The 25,186-nt window shown below is 72.9% G+C and carries 29 protein-coding genes; 15 read left to right on the top strand and 14 right to left on the bottom strand.

Features of this window, described 5'->3' with window-relative positions:
* Window positions 1–403: 403 nt before the first annotated feature.
* Window positions 404–1,453: a PHP domain-containing protein gene (locus tag ACZ7P3_RS15985; protein WP_472081880.1), complete on the bottom strand. Its 1,050-nt coding sequence runs from the start codon at window positions 1,451–1,453 to the stop codon at window positions 404–406.
* A 254-nt stretch (window positions 1,454–1,707) separates the two neighbouring features.
* Between ACZ7P3_RS15985 and ACZ7P3_RS15980 the strand changes: the two genes are divergently transcribed.
* On the top strand, window positions 1,708–1,953 hold the full coding sequence (locus tag ACZ7P3_RS15980) for a hypothetical protein (protein WP_472081878.1): 246 nt from the start codon (window positions 1,708–1,710) through the stop codon (window positions 1,951–1,953).
* Window positions 1,954–1,962: 9 nt separating this feature from the next.
* On the opposite strand, the gene ACZ7P3_RS15975 is transcribed toward ACZ7P3_RS15980, so the two are convergent.
* Together ACZ7P3_RS15975 and ACZ7P3_RS15970 are read right to left on the bottom strand one after the other, a co-directional pair.
* The gene (locus tag ACZ7P3_RS15975) at window positions 1,963–3,195 is read right to left on the bottom strand and encodes a ricin-type beta-trefoil lectin domain protein (RefSeq protein ID WP_472081877.1); all 1,233 of its coding nucleotides are present in this window, start codon (window positions 3,193–3,195) and stop codon (window positions 1,963–1,965) included.
* Window positions 3,196–3,288: 93 nt separating this feature from the next.
* Window positions 3,289–3,846, bottom strand: coding sequence for a VanZ family protein (locus ACZ7P3_RS15970; RefSeq protein WP_472081875.1), 558 nt, complete (start codon window positions 3,844–3,846; stop codon window positions 3,289–3,291).
* A 265-nt stretch (window positions 3,847–4,111) separates the two neighbouring features.
* On the opposite strand from ACZ7P3_RS15970, the gene ACZ7P3_RS15965 reads away from it, so the two are divergent.
* Genes ACZ7P3_RS15965 through ACZ7P3_RS15940 form a run of 6 tightly spaced genes read left to right on the top strand, consistent with a single transcriptional unit; the run spans window position 4,112 to window position 7,857 of the window.
* Window positions 4,112–4,306, top strand: coding sequence for a hypothetical protein (locus tag ACZ7P3_RS15965; RefSeq protein WP_472081873.1), 195 nt, complete (start codon window positions 4,112–4,114; stop codon window positions 4,304–4,306).
* Window positions 4,303–4,755, top strand: a complete 453-nt coding sequence (locus ACZ7P3_RS15960; protein ID WP_472081871.1) for an MrpF/PhaF family protein — start codon at window positions 4,303–4,305, stop codon at window positions 4,753–4,755. Before ACZ7P3_RS15965 ends, ACZ7P3_RS15960 begins: the two co-directional genes overlap by 4 nt.
* A complete protein-coding gene (locus ACZ7P3_RS15955) occupies window positions 4,748–5,008 on the top strand; it encodes a Na(+)/H(+) antiporter subunit B (RefSeq protein ID WP_472081870.1) in 261 nt (86 codons plus the stop codon). Before ACZ7P3_RS15960 ends, ACZ7P3_RS15955 begins: the two co-directional genes overlap by 8 nt.
* Complete coding sequence (locus ACZ7P3_RS15950; protein WP_472081868.1) at window positions 5,005–5,745, top strand: MnhB domain-containing protein; 741 nt, start codon at window positions 5,005–5,007, stop codon at window positions 5,743–5,745. Before ACZ7P3_RS15955 ends, ACZ7P3_RS15950 begins: the two co-directional genes overlap by 4 nt.
* A 7-nt stretch (window positions 5,746–5,752) precedes the next feature.
* Entirely contained in the window at window positions 5,753–6,100 is a 348-nt protein-coding gene (locus ACZ7P3_RS15945) for a sodium:proton antiporter (protein ID WP_472081866.1), read from the top strand.
* The gene (locus ACZ7P3_RS15940) at window positions 6,100–7,857 is read left to right on the top strand and encodes a complex I subunit 5 family protein (RefSeq protein ID WP_472081864.1); all 1,758 of its coding nucleotides are present in this window, start codon (window positions 6,100–6,102) and stop codon (window positions 7,855–7,857) included. The genes ACZ7P3_RS15945 and ACZ7P3_RS15940 overlap by 1 nt, the downstream gene beginning before the upstream one ends.
* Window positions 7,858–7,871: 14 nt before the next feature.
* Here ACZ7P3_RS15940 and ACZ7P3_RS15935 read toward each other — a convergent pair whose 3' ends face one another.
* Together ACZ7P3_RS15935 and ACZ7P3_RS15930 are read right to left on the bottom strand one after the other, a co-directional pair.
* Entirely contained in the window at window positions 7,872–8,534 is a 663-nt protein-coding gene (locus ACZ7P3_RS15935; RefSeq protein WP_472081862.1) for a DUF4230 domain-containing protein, read from the bottom strand.
* Between the two features lie 203 nt (window positions 8,535–8,737).
* Window positions 8,738–9,568, bottom strand: coding sequence for a helix-turn-helix transcriptional regulator (locus ACZ7P3_RS15930; RefSeq protein WP_472081860.1), 831 nt, complete (start codon window positions 9,566–9,568; stop codon window positions 8,738–8,740).
* 80 nt (window positions 9,569–9,648) lie between these two features.
* Between ACZ7P3_RS15930 and ACZ7P3_RS15925 the strand changes: the two genes are divergently transcribed.
* Genes ACZ7P3_RS15925 through tuf form a run of 3 tightly spaced genes read left to right on the top strand, consistent with a single transcriptional unit; the run spans window position 9,649 to window position 12,629 of the window.
* Window positions 9,649–10,365, top strand: a complete 717-nt coding sequence (locus tag ACZ7P3_RS15925; RefSeq protein ID WP_472081858.1) for an SDR family oxidoreductase — start codon at window positions 9,649–9,651, stop codon at window positions 10,363–10,365.
* Window positions 10,366–10,425: 60 nt separating this feature from the next.
* Complete coding sequence (locus ACZ7P3_RS15920; protein WP_472081856.1) at window positions 10,426–11,379, top strand: ribose-phosphate diphosphokinase; 954 nt, start codon at window positions 10,426–10,428, stop codon at window positions 11,377–11,379.
* Window positions 11,380–11,435: 56 nt separating this feature from the next.
* Window positions 11,436–12,629, top strand: a complete 1,194-nt coding sequence (gene tuf / locus ACZ7P3_RS15915; protein ID WP_472081999.1) for an elongation factor Tu — start codon at window positions 11,436–11,438, stop codon at window positions 12,627–12,629.
* Here the strand turns inward: tuf and ACZ7P3_RS15910 are convergent.
* Window positions 12,622–13,011 (bottom strand): anti-sigma factor antagonist, encoded by a 390-nt coding sequence (locus ACZ7P3_RS15910; RefSeq protein ID WP_472081854.1) that lies wholly within the window; start codon window positions 13,009–13,011, stop codon window positions 12,622–12,624. The genes tuf and ACZ7P3_RS15910 overlap by 8 nt on opposite strands.
* Window positions 13,012–13,170: 159 nt before the next feature.
* A complete protein-coding gene (locus tag ACZ7P3_RS15905) occupies window positions 13,171–14,121 on the bottom strand; it encodes an NADP-dependent oxidoreductase (protein ID WP_472081852.1) in 951 nt (316 codons plus the stop codon).
* A gap of 71 nt (window positions 14,122–14,192) precedes the next feature.
* Here ACZ7P3_RS15905 and ACZ7P3_RS15900 point away from each other — a divergent pair, with 71 nt between their 5' ends.
* Window positions 14,193–15,149, top strand: a complete 957-nt coding sequence (locus ACZ7P3_RS15900) for a GlxA family transcriptional regulator (RefSeq protein WP_472081850.1) — start codon at window positions 14,193–14,195, stop codon at window positions 15,147–15,149.
* An 87-nt stretch (window positions 15,150–15,236) separates the two neighbouring features.
* On the opposite strand, the gene ACZ7P3_RS15895 is transcribed toward ACZ7P3_RS15900, so the two are convergent.
* The 5 genes from ACZ7P3_RS15895 to ACZ7P3_RS15875 form a co-directional block, all read right to left on the bottom strand.
* Window positions 15,237–15,800, bottom strand: coding sequence for a TetR/AcrR family transcriptional regulator (locus tag ACZ7P3_RS15895; protein ID WP_472081848.1), 564 nt, complete (start codon window positions 15,798–15,800; stop codon window positions 15,237–15,239).
* Window positions 15,797–16,159, bottom strand: a complete 363-nt coding sequence (locus tag ACZ7P3_RS15890) for a DUF1304 domain-containing protein (RefSeq protein WP_472081997.1) — start codon at window positions 16,157–16,159, stop codon at window positions 15,797–15,799. Before ACZ7P3_RS15890 ends, ACZ7P3_RS15895 begins: the two co-directional genes overlap by 4 nt.
* Before the next feature lie 63 nt (window positions 16,160–16,222).
* Window positions 16,223–17,461, bottom strand: coding sequence for a PucR-like N-terminal domain-containing protein (locus ACZ7P3_RS15885; protein ID WP_472081847.1), 1,239 nt, complete (start codon window positions 17,459–17,461; stop codon window positions 16,223–16,225).
* 92 nt (window positions 17,462–17,553) lie between these two features.
* The gene (locus tag ACZ7P3_RS15880; protein ID WP_472081845.1) at window positions 17,554–19,185 is read right to left on the bottom strand and encodes an amidohydrolase; all 1,632 of its coding nucleotides are present in this window, start codon (window positions 19,183–19,185) and stop codon (window positions 17,554–17,556) included.
* Between the two features lie 34 nt (window positions 19,186–19,219).
* Window positions 19,220–20,722, bottom strand: a complete 1,503-nt coding sequence (locus tag ACZ7P3_RS15875) for an APC family permease (RefSeq protein WP_472081843.1) — start codon at window positions 20,720–20,722, stop codon at window positions 19,220–19,222.
* A gap of 124 nt (window positions 20,723–20,846) precedes the next feature.
* Here ACZ7P3_RS15875 and ACZ7P3_RS15870 point away from each other — a divergent pair, with 124 nt between their 5' ends.
* From ACZ7P3_RS15870 to ACZ7P3_RS15855, 4 genes are all read left to right on the top strand, one after another.
* Window positions 20,847–21,566, top strand: a complete 720-nt coding sequence (locus ACZ7P3_RS15870) for a TetR/AcrR family transcriptional regulator (RefSeq protein WP_472081841.1) — start codon at window positions 20,847–20,849, stop codon at window positions 21,564–21,566.
* Between the two features lie 65 nt (window positions 21,567–21,631).
* Window positions 21,632–22,096 carry a pyridoxamine 5'-phosphate oxidase family protein gene (locus ACZ7P3_RS15865; protein WP_472081839.1) on the top strand — a complete coding sequence of 155 codons (465 nt, stop codon included), beginning with the start codon at window positions 21,632–21,634 and terminating at the stop codon, window positions 22,094–22,096.
* A gap of 51 nt (window positions 22,097–22,147) precedes the next feature.
* Entirely contained in the window at window positions 22,148–22,540 is a 393-nt protein-coding gene (locus tag ACZ7P3_RS15860; RefSeq protein WP_472081837.1) for a VOC family protein, read from the top strand.
* A gap of 247 nt (window positions 22,541–22,787) precedes the next feature.
* Window positions 22,788–23,768 carry a cation diffusion facilitator family transporter gene (locus ACZ7P3_RS15855; protein ID WP_472081835.1) on the top strand — a complete coding sequence of 327 codons (981 nt, stop codon included), beginning with the start codon at window positions 22,788–22,790 and terminating at the stop codon, window positions 23,766–23,768.
* Window positions 23,769–23,847: 79 nt separating this feature from the next.
* On the opposite strand, the gene ACZ7P3_RS15850 is transcribed toward ACZ7P3_RS15855, so the two are convergent.
* Both ACZ7P3_RS15850 and ACZ7P3_RS15845 read right to left on the bottom strand, forming a co-directional pair.
* Window positions 23,848–24,297, bottom strand: coding sequence for a nitroreductase family deazaflavin-dependent oxidoreductase (locus tag ACZ7P3_RS15850; protein WP_472081833.1), 450 nt, complete (start codon window positions 24,295–24,297; stop codon window positions 23,848–23,850).
* A gap of 135 nt (window positions 24,298–24,432) precedes the next feature.
* Window positions 24,433–25,065 carry a LysE family transporter gene (locus ACZ7P3_RS15845; protein WP_472081831.1) on the bottom strand — a complete coding sequence of 211 codons (633 nt, stop codon included), beginning with the start codon at window positions 25,063–25,065 and terminating at the stop codon, window positions 24,433–24,435.
* Window positions 25,066–25,186 lie beyond the last annotated feature (121 nt).

The raw sequence follows: 25,186 nt of genomic DNA, 5'->3' as shown, positions 1-25,186 counted from the left end.
GGCCCGGGGACACTGTCCCATCCGCACCCACGGCTGGTTCAACGGACAACCACCCTCGGGTGTTCCGGACCGCCTCCGCATTGCGCCGTGATCTGCGTCATGCACGGTGAGGTCCAGGCGCACGCTCAGGCGAACAGATCCCCGGGCGGCGGCGAGCAGGTCCGCGGAACGGCCATGGACCGGCTTCCGCTCCAGCCTCGGTCCGCCCGCGGTTCCCTTTGCGCTCATCGCCTGCCCCGCCGTTGCCTGCCTTGCCGTCCCCTGCCTTGCCGTCCCCTGCCCCGCCGTTGCCTGCCTTGCCGTTGCCTGCCTTGCCGTCCCCTGGCCCGCCGTTGCCCGCCCTGCCGTTGCCTGCCCTGGCGTTCCCTGCCATTCCTTGCCCCGGCGCGGACCGGACACCACCTCAGGGATCCGTCACGTCCTGCACGCGCGCAGGCACCCGGCCCTCGTGTGTCCAGGCGAGCAGCTCCGGCGCCGACCAGGTGGTGACCACCCGCTCGGCGGGCACCCCGCACTCCTCGGCGCGGGCGCAGCCGAGGATCTGCCAGTCCAGCTGGCCGGGCGCATGAGCGTCGGTGTCGATGGAGAACAGCACCCCGGCCGCGACGGCCTGGCGCAGCAGCCGCTTCGGCGGGTCCAGCCGCTCGGGCCGGCTGTTGATCTCCACTGCCGTGCCCGACTCGGCACACGCGCCGAACACCTCCTCCGCGTCGAACTCCGACTCGGGCCGGCCACGGCCGGTGACCAGACGGCCGGTGCAGTGACCGAGGATGTCCGCGTGCGGATCGCGGACGGCGGCCACCATCCGGCGGGTCATGGACCGCGCGTCCATGCGCAGCTTGGAGTGCACCGACACCACGACCACGTCCAGCCGCCGCAGCAGCTCGGGCTCCTGGTCCAGTGAGCCGTCCTCCAGGATGTCGCACTCGATGCCGGTGAGCAGCCGGAACGGCGCCCACCGCGTGTTCAGCTCCGCCACGACCTCCAGCTGCTCGCGCAGCCGCTCCGGCGACAGGCCCCGGGCCACGGTCAGCCTGGGGGAGTGGTCGGTCAGGGCCGTCCATTCGTGGCCCAGGCGGGCCGCCGCCCGCCCCATCTCCTCGATCGGGCTGCCCCCGTCCGACCAGTCCGAGTGCGTGTGGCAGTCGCCGCGCAGCAGCGCCAGCAGGTCGGCACCGCCGTCGACGGCCGGCGACGCGCCGGCCTCCTCCTCCAGCGTGCGCAGGTAGCCGGGCACCTGCCCGGCCAGCGCCTCACGGACGACCTGGGCCGTCTTCGGCCCGACCCCCTTCAGCGACTCCAGCGTCCCCGCCGCCGCCCGCTCGGCGACCTCGCCCCCGGGCAGCGCGGACAGCACCCGGGCGGCGGTGCGGAAGGCCCGCACCCGGTACGTGGGCGCGAGCGACCGCTCGAGCAGGAAGGCGATCCGGTCCAGGGCCGCGACGGGGTCCATGTCACCTCCGGCTCCGCGACGCTCCTCCAGGGTTCCCCAGGGCCGCAACCCGCGCACGACGACCGCACACCGCACGACGACCGCACGGGGCCGCGGCAGGAGCCGGCGCCGGGCCCCGGGCTCACCCGGGCGGGTGAGCCCGGGGGCCTCGGCCGGCCGGCTGGTCAGGGAGGTGTGGAGGCGGCCGTCCGGGGTCTCCTGGACGGCTCCCGCGGATGAGCCACCGGCCCGCTTTGCGTTCTACGCTCTATTGCATGACCGAACAAGGAGTTCCTTACATCTCCCAGCCACGGGTTCTGGTCCTCGGACTGTGCCCCGGCAAGCCGGGCAGTCCGCCCTTCAGGATCATGGAGATCGACGGTCAGGTGGTCGGTTCGGCCACTTCCATCACCGATGTGCTGGAGGCCGCGGCCTCCCACGGCATCGTCATCCACGACCTCGACGATCCTGACGTGGTGCGCTTCGTGGGCGGCGACAAGTACTCCTGGACGCTGCACTGAGCGGCCGGCTCAGCCGACCGTCCACTTCTGGTTGGCACCTCCGGTGCAGGTCCAGATCTGCAGCCGGGTGCCGTTGGCCGAGTTGTTCCCGGTCGCATCGAGGCACTTGTCCGCCTGCGGACTGACGATGTCGTGCGCCGCCGAGACGGCCCACTTCTGGTTGGGTCCGCCCGTGCAGTCCCACAGCTGGACGGCCGAGCCGTCCGCCGTGCCGTTGCCGGTGACGTCCAGGCACTTGCCGAGGGCCCGGACCGTGCCGTCCGAGCCGACCGTCCACTGCTGGGCGCCGGTGCCGTTGCAGTCGTAGAGCTGGACCGCGGTCCCGTTGGCGGAGTTCGCGCCGGCCACGTCCACGCACTTGCCCGCCAGGCCCTGGATCGGGACACCGGCCGCGCTGTCGCTCGTCGTCACCGACACCGAGTCCACCACCAGCTGCTGCGGGAACTGCGTGGAGCCGTCCGGGTCGCCCGGCCAGTACCCGCCGACCGCCAGGTTCAGGATCAGGAAGAACGGCTTGTTGAACACCCAGGTCCTGCCGCCCAGGTCGGCGGGTGTGCGCCGCTGGTAGACGTTGCCGTCCACCGACCAGGTGATCGAGTCGGGCGCCCAGTCCACGGCAAAGGTGTGGAAGGCGTCCGCGAAGGCCTGCCCGCCCGGCAGCGTGTAGCCGGCGCCTATGCCGCCCGAGCCGGAGTAGCCGGGACCGTGGATGGTGCCGTGCACGGTCGAGGGCTCGAACCCGACGTTCTCCATCACGTCGATCTCGCCCGAGTCCGGCCAGTTGACCGGCGTGCCGAGCATCCAGAACGCGGGCCACATGCCCTGCCCGCGCGGGATCTTCATCCGGGCCTCGGCATGGCCGTACTGCGCGTTGAACTTCCCGGCGGTGTTCAGCCGGGCCGAGGTGTACTGGCAGCTGCCGTACCAGCACTGGTAGCCCGCGGGGTTCTCCTTGCGGGCGGTGATGACCAGATGCCCCTGTCCGTCCAGGGCCGCGTTCTTCGTGCCCGCGGTGTAGTACTCGCGCTCGTGGTTGTTGACGTTGTCACCGGTCTCCAGCGTCCACTTCGAGGAATCGACGCCGGAGCCGGCGGGCCCGTCGAAGGTGTCGGAGAACGTGGTGACGGCCGCGGCGGCCGGGGCGGCGGTCTGTGCCCGGGCCGGGCCGACGGCGGCCGAGCCGACCAGCGCGGCGGACAGGGCGGCGAACAGGCATCTGCGGAGCAGGCGGGGGGAGGCCATGACTCTCCGTTCGGCGTGGGGGTGAGATGCCTCTTGATTTAAGGAGTGAGATAAGAGGGCGTCAATACCTTGGTACGGACCTGTCCCTGAGGATCACTCAGTCCCGGGCCGCCGCACCCGCGCGTGCACCGCGCGCCCCAGCCGCCGTCCCAGCAGGAGCCAACCGGCCAGAGCCCCGGTGGCGTTGAGGATGACGTCGTCGACGTCGAAGGCCCGCCCGGTGACCAGGGCGCCCTGCACCAGCTCGACCATCAGCATCACCAGCACCGTGAGCACGAGCACCTGGAACACTCCCCGGGCGCGCGGGGCGACAACCGGGACCAGGACCCCGAACGGCACCCCGAGGAGCACGTTCCCGCCGAGCTGCTTGACCGCGTCACGCAACTGCGCCTGATCCAGGTAGGCCCTGATGGAGCGGCCGGGGTGCAGGTTGCTGTGCGCCAGGGACACCGACGCGGGGGACGGCTGGAGCGTGAGCCGGGCCAGCACGACCGCGAACACCACCATGAACGCGAAGGCGACCAGCATCGCCAGCAGCCGGACCGGCAGCGGGAGCGCATGCCGCGCGGCGGCCGGACGCGTCTCCTCGGGGCGCCCCGGCTTCCTCGGGGCACGCAGAACCGCGGGCAGGCGCAGGGCTGTCCGGGCCATGGGATCCTCCACTCTTCAACGTCCCTGGGTGATAGGGCGGTTACCCGCGAACCGGCCGGGGATGCCGCCGCCCGCACAGCGCCTTGCGCGGGCCGCCGGTTTCCGTTCACGCTCCCGGGGCACTCCGGGCCCGGACCCGCGTGCCGCCCGCCCCGCCCGGTCCGGCGGTGCTTGGATGCCCCAAGCGGTGCAGCGGGCAAAGCGCTGCACAGGCACAGGAAACGGACCGGGGAGGTGGCCCATGAACCCGCGTACGACTCCGCGCATGACTTCGCGCACGCCCCCGCGTGCGGCCCTGCTCGTCGTGGCCGAGCTCCTGGCCTGGTGGGCCGGGCTGGCCCTGCTGTGGCTGGTGTTCATCGCCTCGGTCGACACCCTGGAGCTGATCGTCGGCGCGAGCGCCGCCGCCGTGGGCGCGCTGCTGGCCCGGGCCGGACGGCGGGCGGTGACCTGGCGGTGAACGGCTGGATCCTCGCGGCGACCGTCGAACTGGGCGGGGGAGGAGCACTGGCCCTGTGGGGAGTGGCCACCGGACCGCTGTCCCGCCGGATCGTCGCCCAGAACATGGCCACCTCGGCGATCTGCCCGGCCCTGCTGCTGCTCGCCCGGGGCTACGGCCGCCCCGCCTACGTCGACCTCGCCCTGCTCCTGGCCCTGCTGGGGCCGGTCGGCACGCTCGTCTTCGCCCGGCTGCTCGCCGACGAGCCGACCGGTGAGCCCCCGCACATGTGGGGGCCGACCTGGGCCGCCGCCGGGCTGAGCGCGGTCGTCGTGACGGCGGTGTGCGTGGCCGCGGGACCGAGCCGGGCGATGCTGAAACCGATCGTGATCGGGGCGCTGCTGATCGGCGGCAATGTGATCGCCTCGCGCGCGCTGCGGGGCGGCTTCCAGGGGGTGCGGCGTGGCTGACGCGGTGATCGTCGTGGCCCTGCTGCTGGTGGCCGCCGCCGCCACCCTCGCGGTGGCGCTGCGTGACCCGACCCGGCAGGCCCTGGTGCTGTCCGTGCTCGGTCTCCTGCTGGCGGCGCTGTTCACGGTGCTCCAGGCCCCGGACGTGGGCCTGTCCCAGCTGGCCGTGGGCTCCGCGCTCACGCCGCTGCTGATCATGCTGTCGGTGCGCAAGGTCAGAAGGCGCGGCCGGGCGAAGGACGGCGCGCCGTGAACCGGCGCATGCGGCTGTGGCTGCTCGCCGTGGGCGGCGCGGGCCTCGCCGCCCTGCTGGTCGCCGCCTGCCGGGACCTGCCCGCCTTCGGCGGCCGGCGGCACCCCTACGGCGAGCGGGCCGTGCGCGCCTCCCTCGCCCGCCACATCGCCAACACCATCGCCTCCGTCAACTTCGACCAGCGCGCCTACGACACCCTCGGCGAGATGAGCATCCTGTTCGCCGCCGTCCTCGGCTGCCTGGTGCTGCTGCGCCAGGCCCGTGACGAGCACCGGGCGCGGCCGGAGCCCGCCCGAGTGGCCCGGCCCGTTCGCCGACACGCCCTGATCGTGCTGCCCGTCGCCCTCGTCACGGGGATCTACGTGGTGGCCCACGGACAGCTCAGCCCCGGCGGCGGCTTCCAGGGCGGGGTCGTCGCCGCGACCGCGCTGCACCTGCTGTACCTCGGCGCCGACTACCGAGCCCTGGAACGCGTGCGCCCGCTCGGCACCTTCGAGGTCTGCGACGCGCTCGCCGTCGGCGCCTACCTGGTCCTCGGGCTCGCCGGCATTCTCGCGGGCACCGCCTTCCTGGCCAACACGCTGCTGCCGTACGGCACGTTCAACACCCTGTCCTCCGGCGGCACCGTCCCCCTGCTGAACGCGGCCGTCGGCATGGAGGTGGCGAGCGCCGTGGTCGTCCTGCTCGCGAGCTTCCTGGACCAGGCCGTCGAGATCGAGGAGGACCAAGGGAGTTGAGCATGTGATGCACGTCCTTCCCTACCTGGTCGCCGCCTACGTCTTCCTGACGGGCTGCTACGGCCTGGCCACCAGCCGCAACCTGATCCACGCCGTGGGCTGCCTGGCCGTGTGCCAGTCGTCCACGTACGTCCTGCTGCTGGCCGTCGGCTACCGTGACGGAGGGACCGCACCGGTCTTCTCCGACTTCGCACCCGGCTCCCGGCCGGTGGTGGACCCGGTCGTACAGGCGCTCACCCTCACCGACATCGTCGTCGGGGCCACCGTCACCGCGCTGCTGCTCGCGCTCGTCCTGCAGGTCGCCAAGCGGCACGGCACGGTCGATCCCGACGAACTGAGCGAGCTGCGCGGCTGATGCACCACCTGCTTCCGCTGCTCGTCGCAGTGCCGTTGCTCGGAGCCGCCGTACTGGTGGCCGCGGGCCGCCGCCTGCCCCGGTTCGCCGCCGAGACCACCGGCTGCGCGGTCTCCGCCGGCACGGCAGCCCTCGCGCTGCTCCTGCTGCTCAACTCCTCGCCTCCGATGGTCGAGTGGGTCGGCGGATGGCGGCCCGTCGACGGAGAGAGCGTCGGCATCGTGCTGGTCGGGGACGGCGCCGCGCTGGGTATGGCGACCCTCGTCTCGCTGCTCACGCTCGCGGCGCTCGTCTACTCCTGGCGCTACTTCGACGAGCCGCTCCGCGGTCACGCCGGTTCCTTCCCCGCGCTGATGCTGGTCTTCCAGGGCGCCATGTGCGGCTTCGTGCTCGCCGGCGACCTGTTCAACGCGTTCGTGTTCTTCGAGCTGATGAGCGTCGTCGCCTACGCGCTGACCGGCTACCGGATCGACGAGGCGAAGGCCGTCCAGGGGGCGCTGACCTTCGGCGTCGTCAACTCGCTCGGTGCGTACGCGATGCTGACGGGCATCGCCCTGCTGTACGCCCGCACCGGTGAGCTGGCCATGGCGAAGATCGGGCGGGGCCTCGACGCGCACGGCGGTCCGGACGCCCTCGTACTCGCCGGGTTCGTACTGGTCCTGACCGGGCTGCTGGTGAAGGCGGCCGCCGTGCCGTTCCACTTCTGGCTCCCGGACGCCCACGCCGTCGCCCCCACCCCCGTGTGCATGCTGCTGTCCGGCGTGATGGTCGAACTCGGCGCCTACGGGGTCTGGCGCGTGTACGGCACGGTGTTCGCCGGGCCCGGCGGGATCCCCGCCGCCGACCTGACCCGGGCCCTGGTGGCACTCGGCACGCTCACCGCCGCGATCGGTGCCGTCATGTGCTGGTACCAGCGGCACATCAAGCGGCTGCTGGCGTACTCCACGATCGCGCACACCGGCCTGTTCCTGATCGGCATCGGTGTGCTCACGCCCGAGGCGGACGACGGGGTGGCGCTGTACATCCTCGCTCACGCCTGTGTGAAGGCCGCGCTGTTCGCCTGCGCGGGCACCCTCCTCGACCGGTTCGGCAGCGTGGACGAGCACGCACTGCACGGCAGGGCCGGCGCCCTGCGCGCCCTGGCGGTCATGTTCGCCGTGGGCGGGCTGGCGCTCGCCGGTCTGCCGCCGTTCGGGACGGCGCTCGGCAAGGCCCTCGCCGAGGAGGCGGTCGGCGGCCCGCTCACGGTGGTCTACGTGCTCGCCTCGGCGATCACCGCGGGCGCCGTGCTGCGGGTCACCGCCCGTGTGTTCGCGGGCCTGGGGCCGCGGCCCGAGGACGCCGACTACGAGACCGGCGGCTCCGACGAGCGGCCCGAGACCGGCAGCATCCTCAGCCGTGTCCCGGACACCATGACCGCGGTGCCGGCCGTGCTGCTCGCCGCCGCCTTCGCCATGGGGGTGGCCCCCGGCTTCGGCGAACTGGTGGCACACGCCGTGAACGAGACCGGATCGGGCGGCGCCCATGTGTCCGTGCACTGGACGCTGCACGGCATCCTGCTGGGCCTGCTGTCCACGCTGCTCGCCCTGGCACTCGCCGCCCTGGCCGTGACCCGTCCGCGCTGGGTCGCGGCCCCCGGCTGGGCATCACCCCTGCGCCGCCTGCAGTCCGGGCACGTCGGCGACTACGTGGCCTGGCTGCTGTTCGGCGCGACCATGCTCGGAGCGCTGACCCTGCCGGGGGTGCTGGGCGGCTGAGCGTCCAGGGCGGTTCAGGACGCGTACGACACGTGCACCTCCTTGAAGCCGAGGGAGCGCAGCAGCCCCTGGAGCATGCTCGTGGTGTTGGTCTCCGCCCGTGCGGTCAGCCCGCTGCTCTTCGCGGCGTCGCCGATGTGCCGTACGGCCAGCTTCTGCACCGCCTGCTCGCTGTTGGGGTTGTCCGAGAACAGGTCGCCGAGCCGGTCGAGCAGACCGCGCTGCTTGGACACGGCGTAGGAGTGGTCGGGGTCCAGGGCCGGCTTGCCGAGCCGGGCGTGTGGCAGCCGGAGGGTGGCGGACGTGCGGTCCGAGTCGACCGTCACGTCCTGTTTGCCGACCCGGCCGAGGTCGACATAGGCGTCCACGGTGCCCGCGCCCACGTACAGGGTGCGGCTGCCGCGGATCGCGGCGGGCAGGTACTTCGCGTCCTTCTCCAGGTCCACGACCACCTGGAAGCTGCCGGAGGCGGCGTCGTAACGGCTCATGTCCTGGATCGATTTCAGAAGCGTGGGGCCGGAACGGTCGTGCGACTCGGTGCCGAACAGGTCCTTGATGCCCGGGAGCACGGCCAGCCGGATGCCCGCGAAGAGCACCGCGAGCACCAGCACGAACGCGGCCACCACCTTGGCCCAGCCGGGCAGGCGCCCGGGCGGGCCGCTGACGGAAGTCGTCATGTCGACGGTCCTCCTTCCTGTTGACCGGATTCCCGCCGAATGCCGTGCCAGACCGCCGCGCCGGCCGAATGGCACCCATGACGTACGCGCCGTGTCACGTCATGGGCGTAACGGCCCAGTGGGGAAGGAAGGTGGCGGAGGGGGCACCGCGCCGGGTTCCACCGTGACCGACACCGAGCGGCCCGGCGTCCAGCGGTCGGCCGTCACGCGCTTCCTCCGGTGATCCGGGCCGGGGCGGCGAGCGACTCCAGGGCCCGGGCGGACGGAGAGCCGGGGTCGGCCGTCATCAGGACCACCTCCTGGTCGTCCTCCGGCACCAGCAGCACATCGCAGTTCAGCCGCAGCCGGCCCAGCTCCGGATGGTCGAGGACCTTGGTGCGGTGCCCGGGCGCATGCACCGGGTGGGTCCGCCAGATCTCCTGGAACTCCTCGCTGCGGGCCCTCAAGTCCCCGAGCAGCGAGGCGAGTTGTGCGTCGTGCGGGTAGCGCTCGGCGGCCCGGCGCAGCCGCGCCACCACGATGTGCCCGAACTCCTGCGCACTGGACGTCTCGTACATCCTGCCCTCGCCCAGGAAGCGCCGCCTGGCCAGGTTGGTCGTCTGCCGCCCCAGGTCGTCACCGAGCAGCAGCCGGGCGGCCGGGTTCCAGGCGACCAGCCCGTAGGCGGCGTCGGTGACGATCGCCGCCGTGCCGGGCAGCCGCTCCAGCATCCGCGCCACGTGCGGGCGCACCCGTCGTACCGGGTGGAAGCCGGGCTCCGCGGCGGAGCCGGCCAGCCGGAACAGATGGGCGCGCTCGGCCGGGGCGAGCAGCAGGGCCGCCGCCAGCGCGTCCAGGATGCGCGGCGAGGGCCGCGGACCCCGGGCCTGCTCCAGACGTGTGTAGTAGTCGGCCGACATGTGGGCCAGCTCCGCGACCTCCTCGCGGCGCAGGCCCGGCGTGCGGCGCGGGGTGACGTCCGGCAGGCCCACCTCGTGCGGGCGCAGGGCCGCCCGGCGCTCCCGCAGGAAGCGGGCCAGTTCCTGCCTCGCCATGTCGCTCCTCCTCGGCCTGCCCGGTGCCTGGTACAGGTTGTCCCTGGCAGGGCGGCCCGGGCCAGGGAACCGTAGCTGTCATGAACGATCGCACAGCACTCGTGACCGGTGCCAACAAGGGGATCGGCAAGCACATCGCCAGGCTGCTGGCCGCCGCGGGCTTCACCGTGTACGCCGGCTCCCGTGACGCGGGGCGCGGGGAGCGGGCGGCGGCGGAGATCGGCCCTGCCGCCCGCCCGCTGGTCCTCGACGTCACCGACGCGCAGGGCCTCGCACGGGCCGCGGCCCGGGTCGGCCGCCTGGACGTCCTGGTCAACAACGCGGGCATCTCGCTCACCGCGGACGAGCCCGCCGCGTCCACGGTGGAGGAGTTCCGGCGGACGTACGAGACGAACGTCTTCGGTGTCCTCGCGGTCACCAACGCCTTCCTGCCCGCGCTGCGCCGCTGCGACCGGCCCCGCATCGTCAACGTCTCCAGCGGCACCGGCTCCCTGGCCTGGAGCACCGGACCCAACCCGCAGTTCACCCCGGGCAGCGGCGGGGCCGCCGCCTACCGTTCCTCGAAGGCCGCACTCAACGCCCTCACCGTCCTGTACGCCCTGACGCTCGACGGGGAGGGCTTCAAGGTGAACGCGCTCGCCCCCGGGCTGCGGGCCACCGACCTGAACCCGCGGGCCGCGGCCTCGGACGGCGACCCGGCGGAGGCCGCCGAAGGGGCCGTACGACTCGCCCTGCTGCCGGACGACGGTCCGACCGGCGGGTTCTTCTCCTGGGACGGCACACCGGTGCCCTGGTGAGCGGTGCACCGCCAGTAGCATGACCGGCGCAGCCCGTGCTGATCATGCGAGGAGCGGATCGTGCGAGACATCGCCGTCTTCAGTGGCAGTGCCCACCCCGAACTGGCCCAGGAGGTCTGCGCCCACCTCGGTGTGCCGCTCAGCCCCACCCGGGTCAGCCGGTTCGCCAACGACTGTCTGGAGGTGCAGCTCCAGGCCAACTGCCGGGAGCGGGACGTCTTCCTGATCCAGCCCTTGGTCAGGCCGGTGCAGGAGCACCTGGTGGAACTGCTGCTGATGTGCGACGCGGCCCGGGGCGCCTCCGCGGCCCGGATCACCGTGGTCATGCCGCACTACTCCTACGCCCGCTCCGACAAGAAGGACGCGCCCCGCATCTCCCTCGGCGGCCGGCTGGTCGCCGATCTGATGGTGGCGGCGGGCGCGAGCCGGGTTCTGGCCATGACCCTGCATGCCCCGCAGGTCCACGGGTTCTTCTCGGTGCCGGTGGACCACCTGCACGCCCTGCGCGAACTGGCCGCGCACTTCCGGCGGTACGACCTGTCGCGCACCACGGTCGTCTCCCCGGACCTCGGCAACGCCAAGGAGGCCGCCGCCTTCGCCCGGCTGATCGACGCGCAGGTGGCGGCCGGTGCCAAGCAGCGGTTCGCGGACGACCGGGTCAGCATCAGCTCCGTCATCGGCGACGTCACCGGCCGGGACGTGATCGTCCTGGACGACGAGATCGCCAAGGGCAGCACCGTGCTCGAACTCCTGGAGAAGCTGCGGGAGTCGGGCCCGCGCTCGATCCGGGTGGCGTGCACGCACGGTCTGTTCGCGGCCGGTGCGCTCAAGCGGCTGAGCGAGCAGCCCGACGTGCTGGAGATCGTGTGCACCAACACCGTGCCGGTGCCCGTGGACGGGCACGTCGACAAGCTGCGGGTCCTGTCCATCGCGCCGGCCCTCGCCGAGGCCGTGCGACGCATTCACAACGGTGAGTCCGTGAGCGCCCTGTTCGACGAACCCAGAAGTGCCTAGACAGGAAGGAAGGAGTGGCGCGGCACCCGGCGGCACCCATCCACCTGGAGGGCGCAGTGGCGAAGGCGAAGTTCGAGCGCACCAAACCGCATGTGAACATCGGCACGATCGGTCATATCGACCACGGCAAGACCACCCTGACGGCGGCCATCACCAAGGTGCTGCACGACAAGTATCCGCAGCTCAACCCGTTCACCCCGTTCGACCAGATCGACAAGGCCCCCGAGGAGCGCCAGCGGGGCATCACCATCTCCATCGCCCATGTCGAGTACCAGACCGAGCACCGGCACTACGCCCACGTCGACTGCCCCGGCCACGCCGACTACATCAAGAACATGATCACCGGTGCCGCCCAGATGGACGGCGCCATCCTCGTCGTGGCCGGCACCGACGGGCCGATGCCGCAGACCAAGGAGCACGTGCTGCTGGCCCGCCAGGTGGGCGTGCCCTACATCGTCGTCGCGCTCAACAAGACGGACATGGTGGACGACGAGGAGATCCTGGAACTGGTGGAGCTGGAGGTGCGCGAACTGCTCACCGAGTACGAGTTCCCCGGCGACGACGTCCCGGTGGTCAGGGTCTCCGCGCTGCGGGCCCTGGAGGGGGACCCGCGGTGGACCCGGTCGGTGCTCGAACTCCTCGACGCCGTCGACCGGTTCGTGCCGCAGCCGGAGCGGGACGTGGACAGGCCGTTCCTCATGCCCGTCGAGGACGTCTTCACCATCACCGGCCGCGGCACGGTCGTCACCGGCCGGATCGAACGCGGCACCCTCAGGGTCAACAGCGAGGTCGAGATCATCGGCATCCACGAGAAGAAGACCCGGACCACGGTCACCGGCATCGAGATGTTCCGCAAGCTGCTCGACGAGGGCCGCGCCGGCGAGAACGTCGGCCTGCTGCTGCGCGGGGTCAGGCGCGAGGAGGTCGAGCGCGGGCAGGTCGTCATCAAGTCCGGGTCGGTCACTCCGCACACGGAGTTCGAGGCGCGCGCGTACATCCTCTCCAGGGACGAGGGCGGCCGGCACACCCCGTTCTTCGAGAACTACCGCCCCCAGTTCTACTTCCGCACCACCGACGTGACGGGCGTCGTCACCCTGCCGCCCGGCACCGACATGGTGATGCCGGGCGACAACACCACCCTGCACGTCCGGCTGATCCAGCCGATCGCCATGGAGGAGGGCCTGAAGTTCGCCATCCGCGAGGGCGGACGGACGGTGGGCGCCGGCCAGGTCACCAGGATCCTCACGTAGCCGACGGCCGCCCGGACGCGGCCTCGGGCCGTGCCAGGGCCGCATCCAGCGACGGCTGCGGCGGCAGCAGCCGGGACAGGCCGGTGACCCGGAAGACGCGCAGCGTCAGCGGGTGGGTGCACACCAGGTGCAGCCGCCCGCCCCGCTCCAGCACCCGGCTGCGGGCCCGGTACAGCAGCCGCAGCCCCGAGCAGTCGAAGAACTCGACGGGCCGCAGGTCGATCACGATCTGCGCGCCGGGCCGGTCGGTGGCCCGGTCCAGCGCGGGAGCGATCTCCGTGGCCGCCGCGATGTCGATCTCACCGCGGAACTCCAGCACCGTGTGCCCGCGGTGTTCGCGTATGCGCAGATGCCGGGTGAGCGGCGGGGGCTCCTGCTGCACGACGGCACCACCTCCCACGCGCGCCCGGAAACACCTTCCCGACCGTCAAGTTACCCTCGATAGACAGAATTTGAGCATGTTCGATTGACATATGTCTTCGAGTTTCGGTCGGGTGGCTCCGGGGCCGTGGGAGGAGCGGCGCCGCGGCGCCTGCCGGAGTCAGTCGGCCAGCAGCACCAGCTTGCCCGTCGTGCGGCCGGTGTCGCCCAGCTCATGGGCCTTGGCGGCGTCGGACAGCGGGAAGGTCCCCGCGATCGTGGGGACCAGCCTGCCCTGCTCGGCCAGGTCCGCGACCGCCCGCATCCCCGCGCGGTCGGCGTCCACCAGCATCCGCACCGCCCGTACGCCGAGCCGCTCGGCCTCGTCGTGGAAGTCCTGGGACCCGACCGGCAGGATCGACACCACGACGCCGCCCGGGCGCAGCACGCGCAGCGACTGCACGGACGTCTCACCGCCCAGCGTGTCCAGCACCACGTCGACGTCCCGCACCGCCTCGGTGAAGTCCGTGGACCGGTAGTCGATCGCCTCGTCCGCGCCGATCTCCCGCAGGAAGTCGTGCTTGCCCGCGCTCGCCGTGCCGATCACGTACGCGCCCAGAGCCTTGGCGATCTGCACCGCCACATGCCCGACCCCGCCGGCCGCCGCATGGACCAGCACCCGCTGCCCGGACTGCAGGCCCGCATGCTCTGTCAGCGCCTGCCAGGCGGTCAGCGACACCAGCGGCAGCGCGGCCGCGTGGACGTGGTCGATCGAGGCCGGCTTCGGCACCAGGGCACGGACCGGGACGATCACGTACTCGGCGTGCGTGCCGTGACCGAAGGGGTAGGGGACCATCCCGAAGACCTCGTCACCGGGCCGGAAGGCGGCCACGCCGATCCCGGTCTCCGCGACCTCGCCGGAGAGATCCCAGCCGAGGACGAACGGCGGTTCGCCCAGGAACCCGCCGGTCGCCCGGTGCTTCCAGTCGGTCGGGTTGACCCCGGCGGCCCGCACTCGGACCAGCACCTCGTTGGGGCGCGGCGTCGGCCGCTCCACCTGTACTTCCTTCAGAACCTCGGGACCGCCGAGGACGTCCTGGCTGATGGCGCGCATGGTGTTCACATTGCTCATGGTCACCCAGCCTGCCGGGTGCCGCCCGCCCGGGAAATGGCATGATTGCCAACCTTCGATAGAATCGTGCCATGCGTGGCACAACGAGTCCGGAGCGAGTGGTCGTCCTGGCCCTCGACGGCGTCTACCCCTTCGAGCTGGGCATCCCCAGCCGGATCCTCGGCGCGGCCGACGGCCACTACGAGGTGCTGACCTGCACCGTCGACGGCGGTCCGGTACGCACCGACGCCGACTTCGGCATCACCGTGGAGTACGGCCCCGAGATCCTGGAGAGCGCCGACACGGTGGTCGTCACCTCCATGCCGCCCGCCCACATCCCCGTCGGCCTGCCCGACGAGGTCGCCGCCGCCCTCGCCCGCATCCGCCCGGACGCGCGGATCGTCTCCATCTGCACCGCCGCCTTCGTCCTCGCCGAGGCCGGACTCCTCGACGGCCGCCGGGCCACCACCCACTGGCAGGTGGCCGACCAGTTCCGCGACCGCTACCCGCAGGTGGACCTGGACCCGGACGTGCTCTTCGTGGACGACGGACGGATCCTCACCTCGGCCGGGGCCGCCTCCGGTGTCGACATCTGCCTGCACCTCGTCCGCACCGACCACGGCAGCGAGCTGGCCAATGCCGTCGCCCGCCGTTGCGTTGTGCCCCCGTTCCGGGACGGCGGCCAGGCCCAGTACATCGAGCAGCCGGTCCCGGACAGCGGCGCCGCTAGCACCGCCGCCACCCGAGCCTGGGCCCTGGAGCGCCTGGACGAGCCGCTCACCCTCTCCGACCTCGCCGGGCACGCCCGGATGAGCCTGCGCACCTTCGCCCGCCGCTTCAACGACGAGGTCGGTCTCAGCCCCGGCCGCTGGCTGATCCAGCAGCGCGTCGTCCGTGCCCGGCACCTGCTGGAGTCCAGCGACCTGACGGTGGACCGCATCGCCGCCGAGGTCGGCTTCGCCACCGGCGCCTCGCTGCGCCAGCATCTGCACGCGTCGATCGGGGTGTCCCCGCAGGCGTACCGGCGGACGTTCCAGCAGGCCCGCTGATCCTCGGCCGGCAGGTCACCGGCTCAGGCCTGCTGATCCTCGGCCGGCAGGTCACCGGCTCAGGCCCGCTGATCCTCGGCCGGCCGGTCACCGGCTCCGGTGCAGTGCGACGAGCAACTGCCACACCTGGTCGGCCGCTTCCTCCGGCGTGGCCTCCAGCAGCCCGTGCAGCCAGTCCGCGAGGACGCCCGCGAACGTCGCCGCCACCGCCGAGGCGACCAGCGGGGCGTCCGCCGCGCCCGCCAGCTCCCGCTCGGCCAGACTGCGGGCCCTGAGGTCCCGGTGCAGGACCCGGCCGAGCGGCCCGCCCCCGCCGGGCGCGAGCAGCGACCGGTACAGGGCCGCGTGCGGGGCGAGGCCCGCGAAGAACTCCCGCAGGGCCGGCGGGGAGGCGACCGGATCGGGCCGTCCCCGCCAGGCGTGCAGCGCGTCCACCGCCTGCCGTACGACGTCCGCGCACGCGTCGACCGCCAGCGCCTCGAGCCCGTCGTAGTGCACATAGAACGTGGCCCGGCCCACCTCGGCCCGGCGCACCAGCGCGGCCACGCCCACCTCCTCCAGGGGGTGCAGGGCGCACTCCTCGAGCAGGGCCGCCCGCAGCCGCGCACGGGTGCGGGCGGCCCGCGGGTCCTCCTGGGGTGCCCGGGTCATGACGCGGCGAGCACGGCGGCCAGGGCGAGCGCGCCGGGCAGCGCCTGGGCGAAGAGGATGCGCCGGTTGGCCGTGAGGCCGCCGAACACGCCCGCCACCACGACGCAGGACAGGAAGAACACCTGCACCCGGAACCCGGTCGGGTCGGCCGCGGCCAGTCCCCACACCAGGCCCGCCGCCAGGAACCCGTTGTACAGGCCCTGGTTGGCGGCGAGCGGCGCGGTCGCCCGGGCCGTCTCCGGGTCGAACCCGTGCAGCCCCCGCCCCGGCTTCTTCTGCCACAGGAACATCTCCAGCACCAGGATGTACACGTGCAGGGCGGCCACCAGACCGACCAGTACGTTCGCCACCATCTCCATGACCAGCCGACCCCTCATCTTCTTGGACAGGTGCCCAGCATAGCTGGACATCTGTCCAAGAAGTCACTCGGGGGTTCCCTCGTCGACCGCCGCACCCCTGCGCAGCTGCTGCGCCCGTAACGCGAGCTGCATCTCGAAGCGGGCCGCCGGATCGTGCAGCAGCTCGCCGAACAGCTCGTCCAGCTGCCGCATCCGGTAGCGGACCGTCTGCGGGTGCACCGCGAGCCGCGCGGCCACCTCCGCGACCCCGCGGCCGGAACGGAGCCAGCTCAGCAGGGTCTCCGCCAGCCGCTCCCGCTGCGGCCGGCGCACCTGCTCCAGCGGGCGCAGCCGGCGCTCGGCCATCGCCTCCAGCAACGCGTCGTCGCGCAGCAGCAGAAGGGTGGACAGGTGGTCCTGGCAGCGCACCACGGCGCCCGCCGCGTCCGTGCCGGGCAGGACACCCCGCCGCACGAGGCCCAGCGCCTCCGTCGCCCAGCGCAGCGACCTCGCCCCCTCGTCCAGGGCCACGGTCGGCCCCATCGCGGCGCGCAGCCCCTGCAGTGCCCCGGCCACCGCCCGGGCCCGGCCCGGACCCTCCGGATCGGGCACCACCAGCAGCGCGGGCTGGACGTCGAACCGGGTGAGGAACTCCGGCGGGACGATCGGCCCCGCCCCGGGCCCGGGGTCCACGGCCACCACCGCGACGGCCCGCGGCACCGTCCAGCGCGCGGCATGCGCCAGATCGACGATGGCGCCCGCCGAGGCCGGGGGATCGGCGGTCAGCAGATCCACCAACCGGGCCCGCCGCTGCTGGAGTTCGCCGGCCGCGTGCAGCCGGGCCTCGGTGTAGGCCGCGGTCGCCGCCGCCGCCATCTCGTCCAGGTGCAGGAACAGCACCTCGCCGAAGGCACCCAGCACGTGCCGGGGCAACAGACCGTCGTCCACCAGCGCGTTGACCCGGCGCCAGGTCACCCGGGCGCCGAGCCTGAGCGCGGACTGGAACGAGTCGAGGCTGCGCCCTTCCTCGGCCTCCCCGCGGCCTATGCGCTGGTAGGTCGCCCGCACCGGCTCCCAGTCGGTGTCCGGCTGGGCCATCCGTTCCAGCAGCCCGCGCAGTGCGTGGTCCACGCCCCGGTGCACGGCCTGCATGTACGTCTCGTCCATCGGGCGTGCGTACTCCGGGATCCCGGTCCGGATCGCACGGAAGACCTCCTCGGTGATCTCGGGGACATACGGTCTGAGGCGGTCGGGCAGACCCGGCGGCAACGCCTTGAACGGGCCGCCCGTGTCCATGCCCACCGCTGCGGCTCTCTTCGGCACGCCGGTGACGATACCCGCGGGTAACCCACGCGGGCTCATCACTCGACGACAGTTGTCGGGGCGGGGTTTGTGCACCGCCCACAACACCCGGCTCAGGCGTCGGCGGCCGCGTACACCCGCTCGCCGCCCACATAGGTGAGCGCGACCCGGGTCTCCGCGATCGCCGGGGCCGGCCCGGCGAACGGATCGCGGTCCAGCACCACCAGATCGGCGAGCGCCCCGGCGGCCACCCGGCCGGTGTCGTCCAGGTGGTTCACGTACGCCGACCCGGCCGTGTACGCGGCGAGCGCGTCCGCGAGGCCCAGCCGCTCCTCGGGCAGGAACACCGGCCCGCCGCCGCCCGGTTCGACGCGGTTGACCGCGACATGGATGCCCTGGAGCGGATCGGGGCTGCTCACCGGCCAGTCGCTGCCCGCCGCGAGCCGCGCCCCGGAGCGCAGCAGCGCACCGAACGGGTACTGCCACGCGGCCCGTTCGGGCCCGAGGAACGGGATCGTCAGCTCGTCCATCTGGGGCTCGTGCGCGGCCCACAGCGGCTGGATGTTGGCGGTGGCGCCGAGCCGGGCGAAGCGCCGCACGTCGTCGGGGTGCACCACCTGGAGGTGCGCCAGGTGCGGCCGGGTGTCGCTCGGTCCGTTGGCGGCGCGGGCCGCCTCGATCGCGTCCAGCGCGTCCCGTACGGCCCGGTCGCCCAGCGCGTGGAAGTGGCACTGGAAGCCGAGCGCGTCCAGCTCGGTCACGTACGCGGGAAGCCGGCCAGGGTCGATGAAGCTCTTGCCGCGGTTGGCGGTGGCGCAGCCGCACCGGTCCAGGTACGGGTCGAGCAGCGCGGCCGTGTGGTTCTCGGCCACCCCGTCCAGCATCAGCTTCACGGTGCCCGGGCGGAACCGGCCGTGGCCCAGCGCGGCCCGCTTCTCCACGAGTTCGGGTATCTGCTCGGCCCCGCGCTCCCGGTCCCACCACAGCGCGCCGACCACGCGCGCCGTGAGCGAGCCGTCCCGGGCCGCCGTCAGATACGCCTCGGCCGCATCGTCCATGCCGAGGAAGTCGCCGACCAGCGCGTCCTGCCAGGCGGTGATGCCGAGCGCGTGCAGATGCCGCTGGGCGTGCAGCAGCGCGGCCAGCCGGTCGGCCGCCGTGGCGGGCGGCGCGAGCCGTCCCACCAGTTGCATCGCACCCTCCTGCAGGGTGCCGCTCGGCGCGCCCGAGGCGTCCCGCTCGATCCGGCCGTCGGCCGGGTCCGGGGTGTCCCGGCCGATACCGGCCAGCTCCAGCGCGCGGCTGTTGACCCAGGCGCCGTGGTGGTCGCGGTTGGGCAGGTAGACCGGCCGGTCCGGGACGACCGCGTCCAGCAGCTCCTTGGCCGGTATGCCGCCCTCGAAGGCCTCCATCGACCAGCCGCCGCCGAGGATCCACTCCCGCTCGGGGTGGGCGTCGGCGTAGGCGCGGACCGCGGCCACGGTGTCCTCGGCGGTCGTGGTCCCGGACAGGTCGCACTGGGTCAGTTCGAGTCCGGCGGGCACCGGATGGACGTGCGCGTCCTGGAAGCCCGGCAGCAGCAGCCGCCCGGCCAGGTCGACCACCTCCGTGCGCGGCCCGGCCAGCTCGCGCAGTTCGCCGTGCCCGACGGCGGTGATGCGGTCCCCGGTGACGGCCACGGCGGTCGCCGTACGGCCCCCGGGAGTGAGGACGGGGCCGCCGGTGAAGAGCAGATCAGCGTGCATGATGCCTTTCCTGGAAGAACGGAAGATCAGAAGATCAGTGGGAGGGGGTGAGGAGTTGCCGGGAGTCGGCGTCGGTGCCCTCGCCGGTGCGGAAGTACGGTGATCTGCGCACCCACCTGGCCCAGGCCGCCACCACGAACCCGGACACGATCATCGCCACCGGCATGAGCAGCAGGAACCAGCCGTTGTCCGCGCTGACCTCGAAGTGGTCGGCGGAGTCGTAGAAGGACCAGCAGAGGTAGCCGCCGAGGGCCAGCAGGGCCAGGGCGCTCAGCGTGGGCAGCACCACCGCCCGCATCCCCTGCCGCCAGTCCTGCCGCAGCAGCGAGCGGAAGCGCACGGCGGCCGCGAGCGCGGTCAGCGCGTACGACAGGGCGACGACGATGCCGACGGCGTTCACCGTCGCGTTGATCATGTCCGCCAGGCGCGGGATCACCAGGGCGAGCACCGCGACCGCCGTGGCCAGGGCCCCGACCAGCAGTGTCCCGGCGGCCGGCGTCCCGTACCGGGAACTGACCCTGGACCACACCGGCCCGAGGGTACGGTCCCGGCTCATCGCGAACATGCCCCGGGCCGTCGGGATGACCCCGGCCTGCAGCGAGGCCACCGCCGAGAACATCAGCGCCACCAGGGGCAGCGCGGCCAGCGGCTGGGCGGCCAGGCGGTCACCGAAGTACGCCAGCCCCTGCGCGCCGTGCCCCGCCAACTCGCCCTCGGACAGCACTCGTTGGAAGGCGACCGAGCCCAGCAGGAACAGCCCGAGCATCGTCACCAGGGTGATCAGCCCGGCCCGGGAGGCGTCCCGCGGATCGCGCACCTCCTCGTTCACGGTGAAGGCGGCCTCGAAGCCCCAGTAGCAGAACACCGACAGCAGCATCCCCTGCGCCAGAGCGGTCGCCGAGGGGATCGCGAACGGGTCGAACCAGGACAGCCGGAAGGGGTGCGGTCCGGCGACGATGCCGTACCCGCAGAACCCGAGCAGCACGGCGTACTCGAAGACGAGCAGCCACGTCTGCAGCCGGGCCGCGGTACGGACGCCGGTCACGGCCGTGAGGGTCACCGCGACGAGCACGAGGATGCCCACCGCCGTGGTCTGCGCGGTGGAGTCCGGATCCAGGGTGAGCGAACCGGCCCGGTGCAGGCCCGCCCGCCCGGCAAGCTGCAGCATCGCCGAGCCGGTGACCGCCGTGGTGTAGGCGAGGAAGGCGATGCTCGCCACGAAGTTGACCCAGCCGACCATGAAACCCAGCCAGGGACTGAGCGAACGGCCGACCCACACATAGCCGTTGCCCGCGTTCGGCTCCACCCGATTCAGCCGGGAATAGGCCCCGGCGATGCCGAGCACGGGCAGGAACGCCAGCAGCATGATGGCCGGCAGATGCAGACCGACCACGCCCGCGGTCACGCCGAGACCGATGCCGATGCTGGTGGTCGCGGCCGTGCTGGACGCGGCGACGGCGACGCCGTCCAGCACGGTCAGGGACTTGCGCAGCTCGGGCTGCACGGGGGGATCCACTCCGAAGGGGGTCTCGCTCATGCCGGCTCTCCGCTCGCACCGCAGGGCCCGGTCGGCCCCGGTGACCGCAGATGAAACAGCCCGTGCACTTCACAGGTCAACGGTGTTGTCATAAGGTGCCGGGCACACCCCGGGGAGGACTCTCATGAGCGAACGCGTCGTCCCGCCCGCCGACCGGCGGCGCAGGCGCCCCACCAAACAGGGCGTCGTGCTCTCCGAGGAGCTGATCGTCCGGACCGCGCTCCGGCTGATCGAGGAGCACGGCGCCGACGCCCTCTCCGTGCGCCGCCTCGGCCGCGCCCTCGGCGCCGACCCCAGCTCCCTGTACCGGTACTTCCGGCACACCGACGACCTGATGCTGGCCATCGCCGACGAGCTGATCGGACGCACCCAGCGCAGCTGGCGGCCCACCGGCGACTGGCGCGCCGACCTGCGCGAGCTGGGCCTGCGCATGCACGCGGACGCCCTCGCCCACCCCCGGGCCGCGATGCTCAGCGCCCACCGCGTCACCGGGCGCACCCACGAGATCCAGGCGGTCGAGAAGATCCTCGGCGTGCTGCGCGGGGCCGGCTTCCCGGACCCAGAGGCGGTGCGGATCTACCACGCCTTCGTCGACCAGGCCCTCGCCTTCGGCGCCCTGGACTCCGCAGGCACCGCCCTGCCCAGGCCCGCCCGCGAGGCCGAGGCCGAGGTGTGGCGGGACACCTACGGCCGCCTGCCCGCCGGAACCCACCCGCACATCGCGGCCACCGCCCGCCATCTGGTCGCCTCCATGCGGCGCAGTTCCTACCCGGCCGCCCTGGACCTGCTCCTGACGGCCGCGCAGACACGCCTTGATCACATCCGTGCCGGGACGGACGGCTGACGGTCACACTGGACGGCGTCCGCACGTCCTGCGCACACAGCCCGTCCCGAGGAGGCCGTACGCCCATGACCCCGCCGCCCGCCCGCACCGCCGAGCAGCGCAAGAAGGACACCCTCCACCGCCTGGAGCACGACGTCGACGCCTGGGTCGCCACCGCGGACGAGGACGGGGGCGCGCCCCACCTCGTCCCCCTGTCGTTCGTCTGGGACGGCGCCGCCCTGCTGATCGCCACCCCGGCCGCGAGCCCCACCGGCCGCAACCTCCTGGCCACCGGTACGGCACGGCTCGGCATCGGTCCGACCAGGGACGTCGTCATGATCGAGGGCGTGGTCCGGGCCGTGACACCCGAGGACCTGCCCGAGGAGGACGCCGAGATCTTCGCCGGCAAGACCGGCTTCGACCCGCGCCGACTCACCACCCGGTACCTGTACTTCACCGTCCTCCCGCGCCGTGTCCAGGCCTGGCGAGAGGCGAACGAGCTGGCGGGCCGGGAGCTGATGCGCGACGGGGCGTGGCTGGTCACCGACTGATTCCGGCGAACGGGGATATCCGCAGGGACAAGGACATCCCCGGGAGGAAACATGGCACTGGTGAAAGCGGGCGTCGTGCTGCTCGACTGCTCGGAGCCCGAGAAACTCGCCGAGTTCTACGTGCAGTTGCTGGAGGGCGAGCGCACGGACGTGTCCGCCAACCTGGTGGAGATCCGGGGCGCCGACGGAGTCCGGCTCGCCTTCCGCCGCGACGTCAACGCGACCCCGCCCAGCTGGCCGCGCCCGGAGAACTCCTACCAGGCCCATCTGGACTTCCGGGTCGAGGACCTGGACGCGGCCGAGCGCCGCATCGTCGGACTCGGCGGCCGCCCGATCGAGACCAGGGACGCGGCGGGGCCGTACGAGGAGCGCGGTTACGCCGACCCGGCCGGCCACTCCTTCACCCTGCGCCTGGTCCCGCCCAGGGCGCCCAAGCAGGGCTGATCCACCGCCGGGCCGCCGAGGCGTCCGTGCCGACACCTTTGTGCGACACGAGGACGCCTTCGCGACCCTCGTGCGACACGAGGACGCCCTCGCGTCTCCCCGGGACGCCGTCGTGCCGGGTGGTCGCACGGGCGCCGCCCGCTCGCCCGGGGCACCGGTGGCACGGTGTCCCGCCCCGAACGGCGGGTCGCCGAGTTCCTCCCGGTGGCGCGGTGTGATCCGCCCCGGCAGGGGCAGTCGGCGTGAGATGAGCGAGACATCCCCGGAACGGAAGCCGACCGCAGCGGACCGACACACCCGGGTCACCGTCCTCGTGGCGCTCGCCGCGAATCTGGTGATCGCCGTCGCCAAGGCCGTCGGCGGTGTCTTCGCGGGCTCGCCCGCCCTGCTGTCGGAGGCCGCGCACTCGGTCGCCGACAGCCTCAACGAGGTCTTCCTGCTGGCCGCGCTGCGCCGCAGCCGCCGCCCCGCCGACCGGCGGCACCCCTTCGGCTACGGCAAGGAACGCTTCTTCTGGTCGCTCCTCGCGGCCGTCGGCATCTTCGTGATGGGCGGCTGCTTCTCGTTCTTCCAGGGCTTCGAGGCCCTGCGCAACGGTACCGAGGAGAAGCTCGGCGGCTATGTCGCGGGCATGATCGTGCTGGCCGTGGCGCTCATCGCCGAGGGCAGCTCGCTGGCCCGGGCGCTGCACCAGGTGCGCCGCCAGGGCCAGAACCTCGCCGGGCTGGAGGACCCGGCCCTGCGCACCGTGATCGCCGAGGACGGCACGGCGGTGCTCGGCGTGATGCTCGCCCTCGCCGGCATGGCCCTGCACCTGGTGACCGGGCAGGTCGTGTGGGAGGCCTCCGCCTCGCTGGCGATCGGCTGCCTGCTGGTGTACGTCGCCTACCGGCTGGGCCGCGACGCCCGCGACCGCCTCATCGGCGAGGCCGCCGACCCGGAGCTGAGCGGCAGGATCCGGTCGCTGCTCGAGGCCCAGCCGGAGATCGACAGCGTGGAGGCGCTGTTCACGATGAAGACGGGCCTGGACTCCACCCTGGTGGCCGCGCGCATCGACCTGATGCCGGGCCTGGACAGCGAGCGGGTCGAGGAGGTCGCCGTCCGCATCAAGCGGTCCCTGGCCAGGACGTTTCCGGTCGCCGGCCCGATCTTCCTCGATGTGACCGACCGCCCAGCGGGCGAGGCACGGGAGAGCCCCGCCGCGACGGGGGAACGCGGCGGGGCCTGACGCACGGGTGCCCGTCCGGAAGCGCGTTCATGCGCGCCGGACGCAGATTTTTCCAAAACGCTTCGTTCCTGGGCCGAAATCAGCTGTCGCCGGCGGGCTCCAGAACGAACACGGGGATCTGCCGGTCGGTCTTCTTCTGGTAGTCGGCGTAGGGCGGATAGGCGGCCACGGCCCGCTCCCACCACTCGTCCTTCTCCGCACCGGAGACCTCACGGGCCCTCATCTCCTGCTTGACCGGCCCGTCCTGCAGCTCCGCGCGGGGCTCGGACTTCAGGTTGAAGTACCAGACGGGATGCTGGGGCGCACCGCCCTGCGAGGCGACCACCGCGTACCGCCCCCCGTGCTCCACCCGCATCAGCGGCGTCTTGCGGATCTTCCCGCTCCGGGCGCCCAGAGTGGTCAGGACGATGACCGGCATCCCCGTGTCCATCAGCGTCGTGCCCTGTGTTCCGCCCGAGCTCTCGTACAGCTCGACCTGCTCGCGCACCCACTGCGTCGGGCTGGGCTCGTACTCGCCCTCAAGTGGCATGGATCCGTACCCTTCGTCGGTCCAACGACTGGCTTGCGCCCACCTTCAACACCGGTGGCCGCCCCCATCATCCGTACCGCGGTCCAGTTCGCCCGCACGGGTGATTGCCCCGCGCATGACCCGACCCGTCAACGGTCAGGCGGCCGACGCGGTCATCCGCACCGCCAGCGCCAGCATCACGCCGCTGGAGAGCAGCGCGGTCGCCAGCCGTCCGCGGTGGCCCGTCAGGGCCCGGCCCAGCAGCGCGCCGCCGCTCGCGAGCAGCAGCTGCCAGCTCGCGGAGGCGGCGAAGGCCGCCAGGACGAAGGCGGCCCGCTCCAGCGGCCGTACGGCCTCGGCGGTGCTGGTGCCGAGGACCAGGGCCGCGAAGTAGACCACCGTCACGGGATTGAGCAGGGTGATGCCGAGAAGGCCGAGATACGCGCGTGAGGCGCCGGGAACCGGCCGCTCGGGCCGGGTGGGGAGCCGCTGGGCGCGGTACTGGCCGAGGGCGAGCAGCGCGCCCCGCACCGCGAGTGCGGCGAGGACCAGCGCCGAGATCCAGCGCAGCGGGCCGAGCAGCGGCCGCAGCGCCGCCGCCAGGGCGGAGCCGCCCGCCGCGGCGAGCAGCGCGTAGAGGCCGTCGGCCGAGGCGACGCCGAGCGCGGCGCAGGCGCCGGTGCGCAGCGAGGTGCGGGCGCTCAGGGAGACCAGATAGGTCCCGACCGCGCCGACGGGCACGGCGATGCCGTAGCCGGCGAGCAGCCCCGCCAGCAGCGCGGCCGTCACGGGCGTGCGGAGCCGGGCCTGCCACGACGGCCGGACTGCTGTCGGCCCCGCACCCGAAGGACAGCGGCGGAGGTCGGCGGCAGAATGGTACGGGTACACAGCATGGGCAGATCCTGGGGCC

Source organism: Streptomyces sp. NPDC107581 (genome assembly GCF_055657175.1).
The sequence above is the reverse complement of the archived record's forward strand: the minus strand, read 5'-3'. Positions and strand labels throughout refer to the sequence as shown.